At 72.7% G+C, this 14,607-nt stretch carries 14 protein-coding genes; 2 read left to right on the forward strand and 12 right to left on the reverse strand.

The window, feature by feature from the left end:
• Positions 1–139 precede the first annotated feature (139 nt).
• The gene (locus L0B03_RS05880; protein ID WP_250444748.1) at positions 140–1,951 is read right to left on the reverse strand and encodes a proline--tRNA ligase; all 1,812 of its coding nucleotides are present in this window, start codon (positions 1,949–1,951) and stop codon (positions 140–142) included.
• Between the two features lie 82 nt (positions 1,952–2,033).
• Between L0B03_RS05880 and L0B03_RS05885 the strand changes: the two genes are divergently transcribed.
• A complete protein-coding gene (locus L0B03_RS05885) occupies positions 2,034–2,906 on the forward strand; it encodes a DNA-formamidopyrimidine glycosylase family protein (RefSeq protein ID WP_250444750.1) in 873 nt (290 codons plus the stop codon).
• Positions 2,907–2,943: 37 nt separating this feature from the next.
• On the opposite strand, the gene L0B03_RS05890 is transcribed toward L0B03_RS05885, so the two are convergent.
• The 4 genes from L0B03_RS05890 to L0B03_RS19540 form a co-directional block, all read right to left on the reverse strand.
• Positions 2,944–3,774, reverse strand: coding sequence for a DUF4081 domain-containing GNAT family N-acetyltransferase (locus L0B03_RS05890; RefSeq protein WP_250444751.1), 831 nt, complete (start codon positions 3,772–3,774; stop codon positions 2,944–2,946).
• 96 nt (positions 3,775–3,870) lie between these two features.
• Positions 3,871–5,001, reverse strand: coding sequence for a flavodoxin-dependent (E)-4-hydroxy-3-methylbut-2-enyl-diphosphate synthase (gene ispG, locus L0B03_RS05895; RefSeq protein WP_250444769.1), 1,131 nt, complete (start codon positions 4,999–5,001; stop codon positions 3,871–3,873).
• A 63-nt stretch (positions 5,002–5,064) separates the two neighbouring features.
• Complete coding sequence (locus L0B03_RS05900) at positions 5,065–6,396, reverse strand: site-2 protease family protein (protein ID WP_308200008.1); 1,332 nt, start codon at positions 6,394–6,396, stop codon at positions 5,065–5,067.
• An 84-nt stretch (positions 6,397–6,480) separates the two neighbouring features.
• A complete protein-coding gene (locus L0B03_RS19540) occupies positions 6,481–7,635 on the reverse strand; it encodes a GGDEF domain-containing protein (RefSeq protein ID WP_250444753.1) in 1,155 nt (384 codons plus the stop codon).
• A 113-nt stretch (positions 7,636–7,748) separates the two neighbouring features.
• Between L0B03_RS19540 and L0B03_RS05910 the strand changes: the two genes are divergently transcribed.
• Positions 7,749–8,246 carry an Lrp/AsnC family transcriptional regulator gene (locus tag L0B03_RS05910; protein WP_250444755.1) on the forward strand — a complete coding sequence of 166 codons (498 nt, stop codon included), beginning with the start codon at positions 7,749–7,751 and terminating at the stop codon, positions 8,244–8,246.
• On the opposite strand, the gene dxr is transcribed toward L0B03_RS05910, so the two are convergent.
• From dxr to tsf, 7 genes are all read right to left on the reverse strand, one after another.
• Positions 8,233–9,423: a 1-deoxy-D-xylulose-5-phosphate reductoisomerase gene (dxr, locus tag L0B03_RS05915; RefSeq protein ID WP_250444757.1), complete on the reverse strand. Its 1,191-nt coding sequence runs from the start codon at positions 9,421–9,423 to the stop codon at positions 8,233–8,235. The two genes, L0B03_RS05910 and dxr, sit on opposite strands and share 14 nt — an antisense overlap.
• A 70-nt stretch (positions 9,424–9,493) precedes the next feature.
• Entirely contained in the window at positions 9,494–10,045 is a 552-nt protein-coding gene (locus L0B03_RS05920) for a DivIVA domain-containing protein (RefSeq protein ID WP_250444759.1), read from the reverse strand.
• The gene (gene rlmN / locus L0B03_RS05925) at positions 10,042–11,193 is read right to left on the reverse strand and encodes a 23S rRNA (adenine(2503)-C(2))-methyltransferase RlmN (protein ID WP_250444761.1); all 1,152 of its coding nucleotides are present in this window, start codon (positions 11,191–11,193) and stop codon (positions 10,042–10,044) included. The genes L0B03_RS05920 and rlmN overlap by 4 nt, the downstream gene beginning before the upstream one ends.
• A gap of 24 nt (positions 11,194–11,217) precedes the next feature.
• A complete protein-coding gene (locus L0B03_RS05930) occupies positions 11,218–12,087 on the reverse strand; it encodes a phosphatidate cytidylyltransferase (protein WP_250444763.1) in 870 nt (289 codons plus the stop codon).
• Positions 12,088–12,645 carry a ribosome recycling factor gene (gene frr, locus L0B03_RS05935; protein ID WP_250444764.1) on the reverse strand — a complete coding sequence of 186 codons (558 nt, stop codon included), beginning with the start codon at positions 12,643–12,645 and terminating at the stop codon, positions 12,088–12,090.
• A gap of 97 nt (positions 12,646–12,742) precedes the next feature.
• Positions 12,743–13,501, reverse strand: coding sequence for a UMP kinase (gene pyrH / locus L0B03_RS05940; protein ID WP_250444766.1), 759 nt, complete (start codon positions 13,499–13,501; stop codon positions 12,743–12,745).
• Positions 13,502–13,610: 109 nt separating this feature from the next.
• Entirely contained in the window at positions 13,611–14,450 is an 840-nt protein-coding gene (tsf, locus tag L0B03_RS05945) for a translation elongation factor Ts (protein ID WP_250444768.1), read from the reverse strand.
• Positions 14,451–14,607 lie beyond the last annotated feature (157 nt).

The following is a 14,607-nucleotide window of genomic DNA, read 5'->3' on the forward strand; positions in this document are numbered from 1 at the left end:
GCCCCCGGCGCCCGCTCGGCGATGCTCGCGGGGCGCCCCGCCGCCCGGCGGGCGGCGCCCCCCGCCGGGACGACGCCGCCGACCTTCCCGGGCCTGGACGGGCCCGGGGCCTCCTGAGGCAGGTAGCTGAGCAGCTAGCTCACGGGGCCAGCAGCCCCGCGACGAGCTCCGCCACGTGACCGGCGGCCTCCGCGACGGGGACCTGGACCGCATCGGGACGCCCCTCCTGGGGCACGACGGCGTCCGCTCCACGTCGCAGCCGCACCTCGACCACGCCCTCGGCCAGCCCCCGTCCCACGACGACGACGACGGGGGCACCGAGGAGCTCGGCGTCGGCGAACTTGACCCCCGGCGAGACCTTGGGCCTGTCGTCGAAGAGCACCTCGACCCCACGGTCGTCGAGGTCCGCCGCGAGCTCCTCGCACGCGGCGAAGACCGCGGCGTCCTTGCCCGTGGCGACCAGGTGCACGTGCACCGGCGCGACCTGGGCGGGCCACGCGAGCCCGGCCTCGTCGTGGTTGGTCTCGGCGAGGGCGGCGACCGCGCGCGAGACGCCGATGCCGTAGGACCCCATGGTCACGGTCACGGCCTTGCCGTTCTCGTTGAGGACCTTGAGCCCGAGGGACTCGGCGTACTTGCGCCCGAGCGCGAAGATGTGACCGATCTCGATGCCACGGGCCAGCTCGAGGGGCCCGGAGCCGTCGGGGGCCGGGTCACCGGCCAGCACCGTGGCGGCCTCGACCGTGCCGTCACCGACGAAGTCGCGGCCCGCGACGAGGTCGAAGACGTGCCGGCCGGGGGCGTCGGCCCCGGTGATCCACCGCGTCCCCGGCACCACCCGCGGGTCGAGCAGGTAGCGGACGGCGTCCTCTCGGCCGGTGTTCGTCCGCCCGAGGACCCCAGGCCCGATGTACCCCTTGACCAGCTCGGGACGCGTGGCGAAGTCGGCGTCGCCCGCGGCGCTCACGGCGGCCGGTGCGACGGCTGCCTCGAGCCGCTTGAGGTCGACCTCGCGGTCCCCCGGGAGCCCGACCACGACGACCTCGCGCTCACCCTCGGGGTGGTCGAGGGCCACGACCACGTTCTTGAGGGCGTCGGCCGCGGACCACGCCCGGTCCGGGCGGGGGAAGCGCTCGTTCGCGACGGCCACGAGGGTCTCGATGGTGGGCGTGGCCGGGGTGTCCTCGACGTGGGCGGCGGGGGCGTCGTCGACGGGCAGGACGTCGGGCACCGGGGTGGTGACCGCCTCGACGTTCGCCGCGTACCCACCTGCCGAACGGACGAAGGTGTCCTCACCGATCGCGGTCGGCATGAGGAACTCCTCGCTGTGCGAGCCTCCCATCGCCCCCGAGGTCGCGGACACGATCACGAAGTCGATCCCCAGGCGGGTGAAGATGCGCTGGTACGCCTCGCGCTGACGCTGGTAGGCGCGCTCGAGCCCGGCGTCGTCGACGTCGAAGGAGTACGCGTCCTTCATGATGAACTCACGGCCCCGGAGCAGACCCGCACGCGGACGGGCCTCGTCGCGGTACTTGGTCTGGATCTGGTAGAGCGCGAGCGGCAGGTCCTTGTACGAGGAGTACAGGTCCTTGACCAGGAGGGTGAACATCTCCTCGTGGGTCGGGGCGAGGAGGTAGTCCGCGTCCTTGCGGTCCTTGAGACGGAAGAGGTTGGGGCCGTACTCGGTCCAGCGACCGGTGGCCTCGTAGGGCTCACGCGGGAGCAGCGCGGGGAAGTGCACCTCCTGGGCGTCGATCGACGCCATCTCCTCGCGGACCACGCGCTCGACCTTGGCCAGCACGCGGAGCCCGAGGGGCAGCCACGAGTACACCCCGGGGGCGGCACGGCGGATGTAGCCCGCCCGGACCAGGAGGCGGTGGCTGGGGACCTCGGCGTCGGCCGGGTCCTCGCGCAGGGTCCGCACGAACAGGGTCGACATCCGCAGCAGCATGAGGGCCAGCCTACTGGCGGGGCGGACTGCGCCCGACGTCGCTGGGGTGTCGCCCGCGAGGGTCCTGGTCCACCATGGACACGTGCCCGAGCTGCCCGAGGTCGAAGCGCTCAGCCGGTTCCTCGGCGAGCGCACCGCGGGGCGTGGTGTGGCAGCGGTCGAGGTCGTGGCGATCAGTGCTCTCAAGACCTTCTCCCCTGCGCCCGCGGACCTCGTCGGCCGGCAGGTGCTCGGCGTCGAGCGCCACGGCAAGTGGATCGACCTGAGGACGGGCCCCGCGGCAGCGCCCGTCCACCTGGTCGCCCACCTCTCCCGCGCAGGGTGGGTGCGGTGGTACGACGAGCTGCCCACGACCCCGGCCCGGCCCGGGAGGTCGGCCCTGGCCCTGCGCGTCCGGCTCGACGACGGATCGGGTTTCGCCCTGACCGAGGCCGGGACGCGCAAGCGGCTCGCCGTCCACCTGGTGGCCGACCCCGGACAGGTGGCGGCGATCGCCACCCTGGGCGTGGACCCGCTCGGCCCCGAGTTCACCCTCGAACGTCTCGCCGAGCTCGCCGCGGCGCGCAACCAGCAGGTCAAGGGTCTGCTGCGCGACCAGTCCCAGGTCGCAGGCATCGGCAACGCCTACTCCGACGAGATCCTGCACACGGCGCGGACGAGCCCCTTCGCGCTGACCCGGTCCCTCGACCGTGCGGACCTCGAGCGTCTGCACACCGCGACCCTCGAGGTGCTGCGCCAGGCGGTGGAGGCCTCGGCGGGGCGGCCGGCGACCGAGCTCAAGGACGCCAAGCGCCGCGGGATGCAGGTGCACGGGCGGACGGGCGAGCGCTGCCCGGTGTGCGGGGACACCGTGCGCGAGGTCGCCTTCGCCGACCGTTCCCTCCAGTACTGCCCGACCTGCCAGACCGGCGGCAAGCCCCTCGCCGACCGGCGGATGTCCCGGCTGCTGCGGTGACCCGCGCGACGCGGTCCGGCGGCCAGGGGGGTCCGGCTCAGAAGAGGACGGTCGCGTAGGTGCCGACCTGCTCGAACCCGACCCGGCGGTAGGTCGCCAGCGCCCGCTCGTTGTAGCGGTTCACGTAGAGGGAGACGGTGGGCGTCGTGGCCAGCGCCGCCGCGACCACGGCCGCCATGCCGGGGGCGGCGAGGCCGCGTCCCCGCAGCGAGGGTGCCACCCAGACCCCCTGGACCTGGGCCACGGCGCGGGTGACGGCCCCGAGCTCGGCCTTGAACGCGACCTCGGGCCCCAGGGGGCCGTCGATCATCCGCAGGTAGGACCGCCGGTCTCGCACGAGGGACCGGACCCTGGCCTCGTAGGCGCCGGGGGCCCCGGTCAGCGGGGAGTACCCGACCTCCTCGACGAACATCTCGACGCAGGCCGGCAGAAGCACCCCGAGCTCGTCCGGTGCGGTCAGTCGCACCTGAGGGTCGGGCTCGACCGCGGGCGGAGCCGAGATCGCGAGGGAGGGCTGGTCGGCCCGGACCTCGCGGGCCGGGCCCCAGCTCGCGCTGAGCCGCTCCCAGAGCCCCAGGACGGTCCCCGCCTCCCCGACGATCGAGGAGCAGCGCCGGCCCTGACGCAGGGCCGTCGCAGCGATGGCGTCGAGGGCCGCGTCGTCCTCCGGGGCGCACACCGGCACCAGGTTGGCCCCCGCCCAGCACAGCGCCTCCAGGCGGCCGTCGCGCTCGACCCCCCACAACGCGCTGCCGCCACGGGTGCTGCCGCCCGCCAGGAGGGACTCGATCCTGGCGGCGGCGAGCACCGAGGCCACGGGGTCGAGCTCGCACAGCCGCGCGGCTGCGCGCAGGTCGACGTCCGTCACGACCGACCTCGCGGCTCCTACGGCGCTCCGGCGTCCCATGGGGCGATTGTGCACCACGGCCGACCAGCGCCGCCTCACCCTCGTCCTGCGGTCCCGTCAGCTGACCGAGACGACCGGGGCCCCGCCGTCGGCGGGCTCCATGGTCTCGGCCAGGCGCATGGCCTCCTCGATCAAGGTCTCCACGATCTGCGACTCCGGGACCGTCTTGATGACCTCGCCCTTGACGAAGATCTGCCCCTTGCCGTTGCCCGAAGCCACGCCGAGGTCGGCCTCACGAGCCTCTCCGGGACCGTTGACGACGCAGCCCATGACGGCCACGCGCAGCGGCACCTCCATGCCCTCGAGGCCAGCCGTCACACGCTCGGCGAGGGAGTAGACGTCGACCTGCGCCCGGCCGCAGGAGGGGCACGAGACGATCTCGAGCTTGCGAGGACGCAGGTTGAGCGACTGCAGGATCTGGATCCCGACCTTGACCTCCTCGACCGGTGGGGCCGAGAGGGAGACCCGGATGGTGTCGCCGATGCCCTGGCTCAGCAGCGCACCGAAGGCCGTCGCCGACTTGATGGTGCCCTGGAAGGCCGGTCCCGCCTCGGTCACGCCGAGGTGCAGGGGCCAGTCGCCCCGCTGCGAGAGCATCTCGTACGCCCGGACCATGATCACGGGGTCGTTGTGCTTGACGGAGATCTTGAAGTCGTGGAAGTCGTGCTCCTCGAAGAGCGAGGCCTCCCAGACGGCCGACTCGACGAGAGCCTCGGGGGTCGCCTTGCCGAACTTCTCGAGCAGTCGCTTGTCGAGAGAGCCGGCGTTGACACCGATGCGGATCGAGACCCCGGCGTCGCGGGCGGCCTTGGCGATCGCCCCGACCTGGTCGTCGAACTTGCGGATGTTGCCCGGGTTCACGCGCACCGCGGCGCACCCGGCGTCGATCGCGGCGAAGACGTACTTCGGCTGGAAGTGGATGTCGGCGATGACCGGGATCTGCGACTTCCTCGCGATGATCGGCAGCGCGGCGGCGTCCTCCTCGGTCGGGCACGCGACGCGGACGATGTCGCAGCCCGAGGCGGTGAGCTCGGCGATCTGCTGGAGGGTCGCGTTGATGTCCGTCGTCTTGGTGGTCGTCATCGACTGCACCGAGACAGGGGCGTCTCCGCCCACGTCCACCGAGCCGACCTTGATCTTGCGGGTCGGTCGTCGGGGGGCCAGGACGGGCGGTGGTGCTTCTGGCATTCCGAGGCTGATGGGGAGGCTCACGGGTCCAGTATCCCCCGCGAGCGCCCTCGTGCCGAACCGTCAGAGGGTGATCGGCCGCACGAGGTCGGCGTAGAGCAGCACCACCCCGACGACGACGAGGGCGAGGAAGACGCCGTAGGCGAGCGGCATCATCCGGGCGACGTCCGAAGGCGCGGGTCGGGGCCGCCCGCGCAGCCGGGCGACCTGCCGTCGAGCCCCCTCCCACAAGGCGCCCGCGACGTGGCCGCCGTCGAGCGGCAGCAGCGGGATGAGGTTGAAGGCGAAGAGTGCGATGTTGAGGGCGGCCACGAGCGAGACGAGGCTCACCATCCGGTCGGCGACGCTGATGCCCTCGGCGGCGGCGACCTCGCCAGCGAACCTGCCGACCCCCACCGGACCGACCACCCCGGTCGCGTCGCGCTCCCCGTCGCCCACCACCGCGCCGACGATGCCGACCAGCTGCACCGGCAGGGTCACGATCGCCCCGAGGGTCTGCCAGGTGGCCTCGCCGACCGCGGGCAGCACGGCCGAGGCCGGCTGCCGCTCGCGGGCGGTCGTGGGGGTCAGACCGACGAAGGGCGTCTCACGCAGGACGGGATCGCCGTCCGCGCCCAGCACCGGCGCGCCGTCCTCGCCGAAGACCGGACGCTCGGCCAGCACCGGGTCGATCTCGAGGACCACCTCCGCCCCGTCCCGCTCGACCACGAGCTGGGTCGGGGCCCCTCCCCCGGCCCGCACGGCCTCCTGGAAGTCCGCCCATGTCGGTGTGGCGACCCCCGAGAAGGTTAGGAGCTCGTCCCCCGGCTCGAGACCCGCCGCCGCAGCCGGGGCGGCCGGGTCGCTCTCCGTGCAGCCCCGGTCCGCCGGGGCGTCTGCCGGCAGGACGCAGGCCGAGACGCTCGAGACCGTCGTGCTCGCCCCGGCGGGGAGCCCGTACCCCATGAGCACGGCACCCAGCAGGACCACCGCGATGAGCAGGTTCATCAGCGGCCCGCCCAGCATGACCACGACCTTCTTGGGGGTGCTCAGGCGGTAGAACGCCCGGTGCTCCTCGCCCGGGTGGATCTCCTCGGCCGAGGCCGCGCGGACCTCGCTGACGAGCTCGCCCAGCCGCCCCGCACGGGGCTTGGCCCCGACGACCTCGGCCGGCGGGAACATGCCGACCAGACGGACGTACCCGCCCAGGGGGATCGCCTTGAGGCCGTACTCGGTCTCACCACGGGTACGGGACCACAGCGTCGGGCCGAAACCGACCATGTAGGCGCTCACGCGCACCCCGAAACGCTTGGCGGGCACCATGTGCCCGACCTCGTGCAGCGCGATCGAGACGAGCAGCCCGAGCAGCATGACGACCAGGCCGAGCGCGTAGGCCATGACTTCCCGTCCCTCCACCGCGAACCCCTCGCGGACCGGGCTCCATCTTCCCCCGCCGGGCCGGGTGCTCGTGCCGACCGTCCGCCGCCCTGCCGACGGCGCTCAGACCGGCGAGGTCGTGACCCGGTCCCGTCCACCGACCTTGGCGTGGTACATGAGGGCATCGACCCGGGTGAGCACCGCGACGGCGGGCTCGGCCGGGTGCAGGGCCACGACGCCGAAGCTGGCCGTGATACGGGTGCCCACCGCGAGGCCGACCTCGTCAGGGAGCACGGCGCGCAGCCGCTCGGCGACCTGGACCGCGCGCTCGTGGCTCGTCCCGGGGGCCACGATGACGAACTCCTCGCCGCCGACGCGGGCCACCAGGTCTCCCTGGCGCACGACGCGGCTCGCGACCTCCGCGACGGTCGTCAGGACGTGGTCTCCGACCGCGTGGCCGTGCTCGTCGTTGACCTGCTTGAAGTGGTCGAGGTCGAAGTACAGGACGGCCACCGGGTGCTCGGGGCTCACGTGCTGGGCCTGGAACGTCAGCTCCTCGACCAGGCGCCGACGGTTGGCCACCCCGGTCAGCGCGTCGAGGTAGGCCATGTCACGCATCTCGTGCGCCTCGGCCGTGGCCTGCTGGGCCACCGCGAGGGCCAGTCCGAGCCGCGCCTTGGCCCGGGCCAGCACGTGGAGGAGCAGGGCGACGAAGCACAGGTACACCGCGTACCGGAGCAGGTCCACGAGGTACGCGTCGCCGCCGGCGACCGACAGCAGGGCCACCGCCCCGGCGACGGTCACCACCGCGACCACACCAGCGGCGTTGACCAATGCTCGACGCGTGTCGTAGACGAGGTACCCGACGAGCACGAAGATGATCAGACCCATGAACGTCGTCGGGAACAGGCTCGCCCACCCCGCTGCGGCGTCCTGGGCCGAGCGCAGGCGGTAGACCATCACCACCACCCAGACCGCCTGGATCAAGGTCAGGGTGACCCTCGAGAAGGCCACGGCGTGCGAGGGCCGACGCAGCAGGACCCAGGCGTACACCGCGAGGTAGACGACGAGAGGGGGGTAGACCCGGCCGACGAGCGGGTCGGTGGGCCCGGCCACGACGATCACGGCCACGATGGTCGGCAGGCCGAGGAGCAGGCCGATCACGAGCACCTTGCGCAGCAGGTCCGTGAGGTTCTCCTGGTGGATCGCGTCGAGCCGCGGATCCGACGGGCCGACGACGGAGACCGGGCCCGGCCCGGGGTTCCGTCCACGCTCCACGGGCCGAAACTAGACCCTTGGGCACGATTCGTCGACACCCGTCCGTGTCACCCGGCGAGGGGTGGCCCGCCGCGCCCTTTGCGCCGTGGCGCCGTGCCCGGGAGCATCGCGTCATGACGTCTCCCCGCAGCGCCCCCGGCCTCGACGCGACCTCGACCGCGATCATCGAGCAGCTCCAGCAGGACGGACGCCGGCCCTACGCGGCGATCGGCAAGGCCGTCGGGCTGTCCGAGGCGGCCGTCCGGCAGCGGGTGCAGCGGCTGGTCGAGTCGGGGGTCGTCCAGGTCGTGGCCGTGACCGACCCGGCACGGCTCGGCTTCGCCCGGCAGGCGATGATCGGCATCAAGGCCGAGGGGGACCTCGAGACCCTCGGTGAGGCCCTCGCGAGGACCCCCGAGGTCGATGACGTGGTCGTGACCGCAGGAGCCTTCGACCTGCTGGTGACCGTGGTGTGCGTCGACGACGAGCACCTGCTCGAGGTGCTCAACCAGCGGATCCGCACCCTGGTCGGGGTGCGGACCACCGAGACCTTCGTGCACCTCAGACGGCGGACAGGCCTGCACGACTGGAGCTCGCGCCGCACCGGTGCCGGGCCCGTCAGCGGCGGCTGAGCACCTGCTCGGCGCGCGCCCGCGCCCAGCCCTCGGCCGCGAGCACCTGCTCGAGGGTCAGGTCCCCCTCTGCCGCGGGCTCGTGCTCGCCGAGCACCCGCTCGACCGTGTCCACGACGTCGAGGATGGCGATCCGTCCGGCGAGGAACGCTGCCACGCACTCCTCGTTCGCCGCGTTGTAGACGGCCGGGTGGGTCGCTGAGGCCGCGACCGCCTCCCGGGCGAGGCGCAGCGCCGGGAAGACCGCGTCGTCGAGGGGTTCGAACGTCCAGCTCGTCGCGACGTCCCACGCGCACGGCGGCGTCACGGGAGCCAGGCGCTCGGGCCAGGACAGCCCGAGCGCGATCGGCAGGCGCATGTCTGGTGGCGAGGCCTGCGCGATGGTCGAGCCGTCCACGAACTCGACCATCGAGTGCACCACCGACTGCGGGTGGACGACGACCGTGATGTCCTGGACCGGGACGTCGAAGAGCAGGTGGGCCTCGATGAGCTCGAGCCCCTTGTTCATCAGGGTGGCCGAGTTGATCGTCACGACCGGGCCCATCGACCACGTGGGATGGGCCAGGGCCTCCTGGGGCCTGACCTTCTTGAGGTCCTCCCGGGTCCACCCCCGGAACGGTCCGCCCGAGGCGGTGAGGATCAGCCGACGCACCTCGGGCCGACTCCCGGACCTGAGGCACTGGGCGATGGCCGAGTGCTCGGAGTCGACCGGGACCACCTGGTCGGGGCGCTGCTGGGCACGGCGCACCAGAGCCCCCCCGACGACCAGGGACTCTTTGTTGGCCAGCGCCAGGCTGCTGCCGGCCTCGAGGGCGGCCAGGGTCGGGCCCAGCCCCACGGAGCCGGTGATGCCGTTGAGAACGACGTCGGCGCCTCGCCCGGCGAGCTCGCTCGCCGCGTCCGGCCCGGTGAGCAGCTCGACGCCGACCGAGGGCAGCCCCTGCTCGGCCGCGAGGTGCGTGACCTGCTCGAGCACGGCGACACCTGCCGTGACGTCCGCGACGGCAACGGTCTGCGCGCCGGTCTCGAGCACCTGCTCGGCGACCAGCCGGGGATGTCCGCCGCCCGCGGCCAGACCCGTGACCCGGAAGCGCTCGGGGTGCTGGCGCACCACGTCGAGCGCCTGGGTCCCGATCGATCCGGTCGAGCCGAGGACGGTCACGCTGCGCTGGGTCACCAAGACATTCTCGCCGACGTCGCGCGACCCTCGGTAGCCCGACGCGCGAGCCGCGGGCCGGAGGTGCCGCTCACTCGACCCCGAGGAGCACCTCGACAGCGCGGTCGCAGAAGGCGTCGACGGAGGCCTCGGCGTAGGCGTGACGACCCGAGCGACGCTCGAAGGTCGCGTGGCGCACCTCGTCCGACGCGAGGGTCTGGCCGTTGTCGAAGTAGTCCACGAGCCGGTGGCACAGGTCGTCGACGTCGTCGGGGTCGTACCCCTGCTCGCCGCGCCGGGCAGGGGCGAACCGCTCGCCGTCGGGCCGGGTGAGACGGGGGTACAGGCTGCGGGCCTGGGTGGCGAGGTGCTCCATCCACGCCTGCTGACCGTGGGTCGCGACGTACTCGGTCCGCTGACGTGCCACGAGGGCCCGCTCGAGGCGGTCCATCGCACCGTCCACCGCCGAGGTCACGTACCCCCCGCGCACCAGGTCGAAGGCGGTCTGCCGGACGTCTCGCCCCGTCATGGGCTCGGTCCGGTCGCCGTCGTACACCCGTCGCGCGTGCTCGAAGAAGGTGTCGACCTGGTCCGGGTCGTAGCCGGTCCGCATCCGACCGACCGTCCGGAACATCTGCGTCATGGGGCCTCCTCCGCCGCGAGCTGCCCGCAGGCACCGTCGATGTCACTGCCGCGCGTGTCCCGCACCGTGGTGGGGATGCCGTGGCCGCGGAGCCGGGCCACGAACTCGTCCTCGACCTCGCGCTCGCTGGCCGTCCAGATCGACCCGGGGGTCGGGTTGAGCGGGATGGGGTTGACGTGCACCCAGCCACGGCCCCGGGCCGTGAGCTTCTCGCCGAGCAGGTCGGCGCGCCACGCGTGGTCGTTCATGTCCTTGATCAGCGCGTACTCGATGCTCACGCGTCGACCGGTGGCCTCGAAGTAGCCCCGGGCCGCGTCGAGGGTCTCGTCGACCGACCATCGCGTGTTGATCGGGACCAGCTCGTTGCGCAGCTCGTCGTCGGGGGCATGCAGGGACAGGGCGAGGGTCACCGGGATGCCCTCGCCGGCGAGCCGCCGCATCGCGGGGACGAGCCCGACCGTCGACACCGTGACGTTCCGGGCCGAGATGCCGAGCCCCTCCGGGGCGGGGGCGACGAAGCGGCGGACGGCGTTGAGCACCGTGCGGTAGTTGGCGAGGGGTTCGCCCATGCCCATGAAGACGACGTTCGAGAGCCGCCCGGGCCCGCCGGCGATCTCGCCGTCGGCCAAGGACCGGGCCGCGGACCGCACCTGCTCGACGACCTCGGCGGTCGAGAGGTTGCGGGTCAGGCCGAGCTGTCCCGTGGCGCAGAACGGGCAGGCCATCCCGCAGCCCGCCTGGCTCGAGACGCACAGGGTCGCGCGGCCCGGGTAGCGCATGAGCACCGACTCGACCTTGACGCCGTCGTACAGGTGCCACAGCGTCTTGACGGTCGTGCCGGCATCGGCCTCGAGGGTGCGCACCGGCGTGAGCAGCGGGGGGAAGAGCCCTGCGACGAGCGCGTCACGGGAGGCCTGAGGCAGGTCCGTCATCTCGGCGGCGTCGACGCTGAGGTGGCTGTAGTAGTGCGTCGCGAGCTGCTTGGCGCGGAACGGCTTCTCCCCGAGCTCGGTCACGGCGGCGACCTGCTCCTCGGGGGCAAGATCGGCGAAGTGACGCGGCGGCTTGCCGCGCTTCGTGGGTGTGGACGTCAGAGCCAACGGGACGCGGCCCGGGGGCAGCTCGTCGGCAGGTCTCACCTCAACCATGGCACTGGAACCCTTCCATGCGTCTCAGTCCCCCACGGCGGGCAGGGCGACGAGCAGCACGAGGTAGACGAGAGGGGCGGTCAGGAGCATCGAGTCGAGCCGATCGAGGACGCCACCGTGGCCGGGGAGCAGGCTACCCATGTCCTTGAGCTCGAGGTCGCGCTTGATCAGGGACTCCGCGAGGTCGCCGAGGGTGGCGGTGAGCACGGCCGCCACACCGATGGCCACGCCCACGAGGGGAGAGGCGTGGAAGGCCCACACCATGCCCACGGCCCCGATCACCGAGGCCAGCAGGAGGGACCCGGCGAGCCCCTCCCACGACTTCTTGGGGCTGACCGAGGGGGCGAGAGGATGCCGGCCCGCGAGAACCCCTGCCACGTAGCCGCCCACGTCGTTCGAGACCGCGAGCAGGATGAAGAGCCCGACCCGGCGCGCGCCATCGGGCTCGGCGAGCATGAGCATCACGAAGCCGCCCATGAACGGCACGTACGCTGCGGCGAAGGTCGCAGCCGCCGCGTCGCGCAGCGCGGCCGGCCCGCTGCCGTCCAGGACCCGCCAGACGACCACGCCCCCCGCCGTGAGCATGAAGGCCACGACGAGGGCCTCCGAGCCGGCCGTGTACGAGGAGACGAGGATCCCGACCGTCCCGACCAGCAGGGGCAGGACGGGCAGGTGGATCCCGCGACGTCGGAAGGCCTGCGCGAGCTCCCACAGGGCAGCGCCGCACGCCAGGACGGCGAGCAGGAGGAAGAGCTCCTTGCGCCACAGCAGGGACCCGGCCACGACCGCGAGAAGGGCGAGGCCGACCGCGATGGCGATCGGGAGGTTGCGTCCGGCCCGCGGCGCCCCAGCGGGGCCGCGGGTCGCGGCGTCGGATCCGGCGAGCTCAGTCATTCAGACCTCGAGCAGCTCGCTCTCCTTGGCCGCGAGCACCTGGTCGACCATCTCGACGTGGCGCTTCGTCACCGCCTCGAGCTCCTTCTCGGCTCGCGCGCCGTCGTCCTCCCCCGCCTCGCCGTCACGGACGATGCGGTCGAGCTCCTCCTTGGCGCGACGACGGACGTTGCGGATGGAGACGCGGGCGTCCTCGGCCTTGTGCCGGGCCAGCTTGACGTAGTCCCGGCGACGCTCCTCGGTCAGCTGAGGCAGCACCACCCGGATGATCTTGCCGTCGTTGCTCGGGTTCACACCGAGGTCGGAGTCCCGCAGCGCCCGTTCGATGCCGCCCAGGGACCCCTGGTCGAAGGGGGTGATGAGGATCGTGCGCGCTTCGGGGGTCGTGAAGGAGGCGAGCTGCTGGAGCGGGGTCGGCGCACCGTAGTACTCCACGGTCACCTTGGTGAACATCGCGGGGTTCGCGCGCCCGGTCCGGATCGTCGCGAAGTCCTCCTTGGCGACCTCGATCGCCTTGTCCATCTTCTCCTCGGCCTCGAGGAGGGTGTCGTCGATCACCCGCTGCTCCTTCGTCTCGTCGGCTCGCGCACCTGGCGCGCGGGCCGTGGTGCCCGTGCCCGGGGTCCTGCTCGTCCGGCCTGCCCGTCCGCGCCGCTCAGCCTTCGCTGAGCAACGTCCCGATCCTCTCACCTCGCAGGGCACGGGTGACGTTGCCCGCTGCCCCCATGCCGAAGACCCTCATCCGGACCCGGTTGTCGCGGCACAGGCTCAGAGCGGTGGCGTCCATCACCTCGAGGCCCCCGACGAGTGCGTCGGTGTAGGTCAGCTCGTCCAGACGGACGGCCTCGGGCGAGGTGCGCGGGTCCGCCGTGTAGACGCCGTCGACCCCGTTCTTGCCCATGACGACCTCGTCGCAGTGGGTCTCGAGAGCGCGCTGGACGGCCACGGTGTCGGTCGAGAAGAACGGCATCCCGGCCCCCGCCCCGAAGATCACGACCCGCCCCTTCTCGAGGTGGCGGATCGCCCGCAGCGGGATGTAGGGCTCGGCGACCTGCCCCATGGTGATGGCGGTCTGGACCCGGGTGCTCACACCGGCCTGCTCCAGGAAGTCCTGCAGGGCCAGGCAGTTCATCACCGTGCCGAGCATGCCCATGTAGTCGGCACGGGCGCGGTCCAGGCCCCGCTGCGAGAGCTCGGCCCCCCGGAAGAAGTTGCCCCCGCCGACGACGATCGCGACCTGCACGCCCTCGCGGACGGCCTCGGCGATCTCTCCCGCCACTCGCTGCACCACGTCGGGGGCCAGCCCGACGCCGCCACCGCCGAAGGTCTCCCCCGACAGCTTGAGGAGCACACGGCGGGGCGAGCCCACCTCGGTCCCCTGGTCACCTGACTCGACGGTCACGTCCTGCCCCACGGTTCCTCCAGTATCAGGTGCACCGGGGCGCGTCCCCCGGTCTGGTGCTGATGCGCGACGGCGGCCCAGGCCCTGGACGGGCCCAGGCCGCCAGCGCGGTGCGTCTGGTTCAGGCGCCGACGCGGAAGCGGGCGAAGGCCGTGAGCGTGCCGCCGGCCTCCTCGACGACCTTGCCGACGGTCTTCTTGTTGTCCTTGGCGAACGCCTGGTCGACCAGGACGCTCTCCTTGAAGAACCCGGTGAGACGGCCCTCGATGATCTTGGGAAGGGCGGCCTCGGGCTTGCCCTCGTTGCGCGAGGTCTCCTCAGCGATGCGTCGCTCGGACTCGACCGTCTCGGACGGGACGTCCTCGCGGGTCAGGTAGGCGGGCGAGAACGCGGCGACGTGCATCGCGACGTCCTTGGCGACCGCGGCGGCCGCGGAGTCCGTGCCGACCAGCACGCCGACCTGCGGGGGCAGGTCCTTGTTGACCTTGTGCAGGTAGACGGCGACCTTCTCGGCCGAGATCCGCGCGACCCGGCGGAGCACGAGCTTCTCCCCGAGGGTCGCGGCGGTCTCGTCGATCGTGCGCTGCACGCTCGTGCCGTCGATCTCGGAGGCCAGCACGGCGGCGACGTCGTCGGTCCCGGCGGCGACAGCGGCCGCGAGGACCTTGTCGGCGAGCTCGACGAACGTCGCGTTCTTCGCGACGAAGTCGGTCTCGGAGTTGAGCTCGATGAGCACGCCGGTCTGCCCCGAGGCGTCGTCCGCCACGTGGGCGGCGACCAGGCCGTCCGAGGCCGCGCGGCCCTCGCGCTTGCTCACGCCCTTCAGGCCCTTGACCCGGATGATCTCGAGCGCCTTCTCGGCGTTGCCGTCGGCCTCGTCGAGGGCCTTCTTGACGTCGAGCATGCCCGCGCCGGTGCGCTCACGGAGCGCCTTGATGTCTGCGGCGGTGTAGTTCGCCATCCCAGATGTCCTTGTCTGTCGTCCGGTCGGTCCGCGGGCCCACGTGGGGCCCGCGGTCCGGGGTCAGTTGGCGGGCTTGTCCGCCGCAGCCGGCTCCGAGACACCCTCGGCGTCGGCGGCGGGAGCGGCGTCCTGGCCGGTCGCCGGGGCCTCGACG

This window comes from Actinotalea sp. C106 (assembly GCF_023630195.1).
GTDB lineage: Bacteria > Actinomycetota > Actinomycetes > Actinomycetales > Cellulomonadaceae > Actinotalea.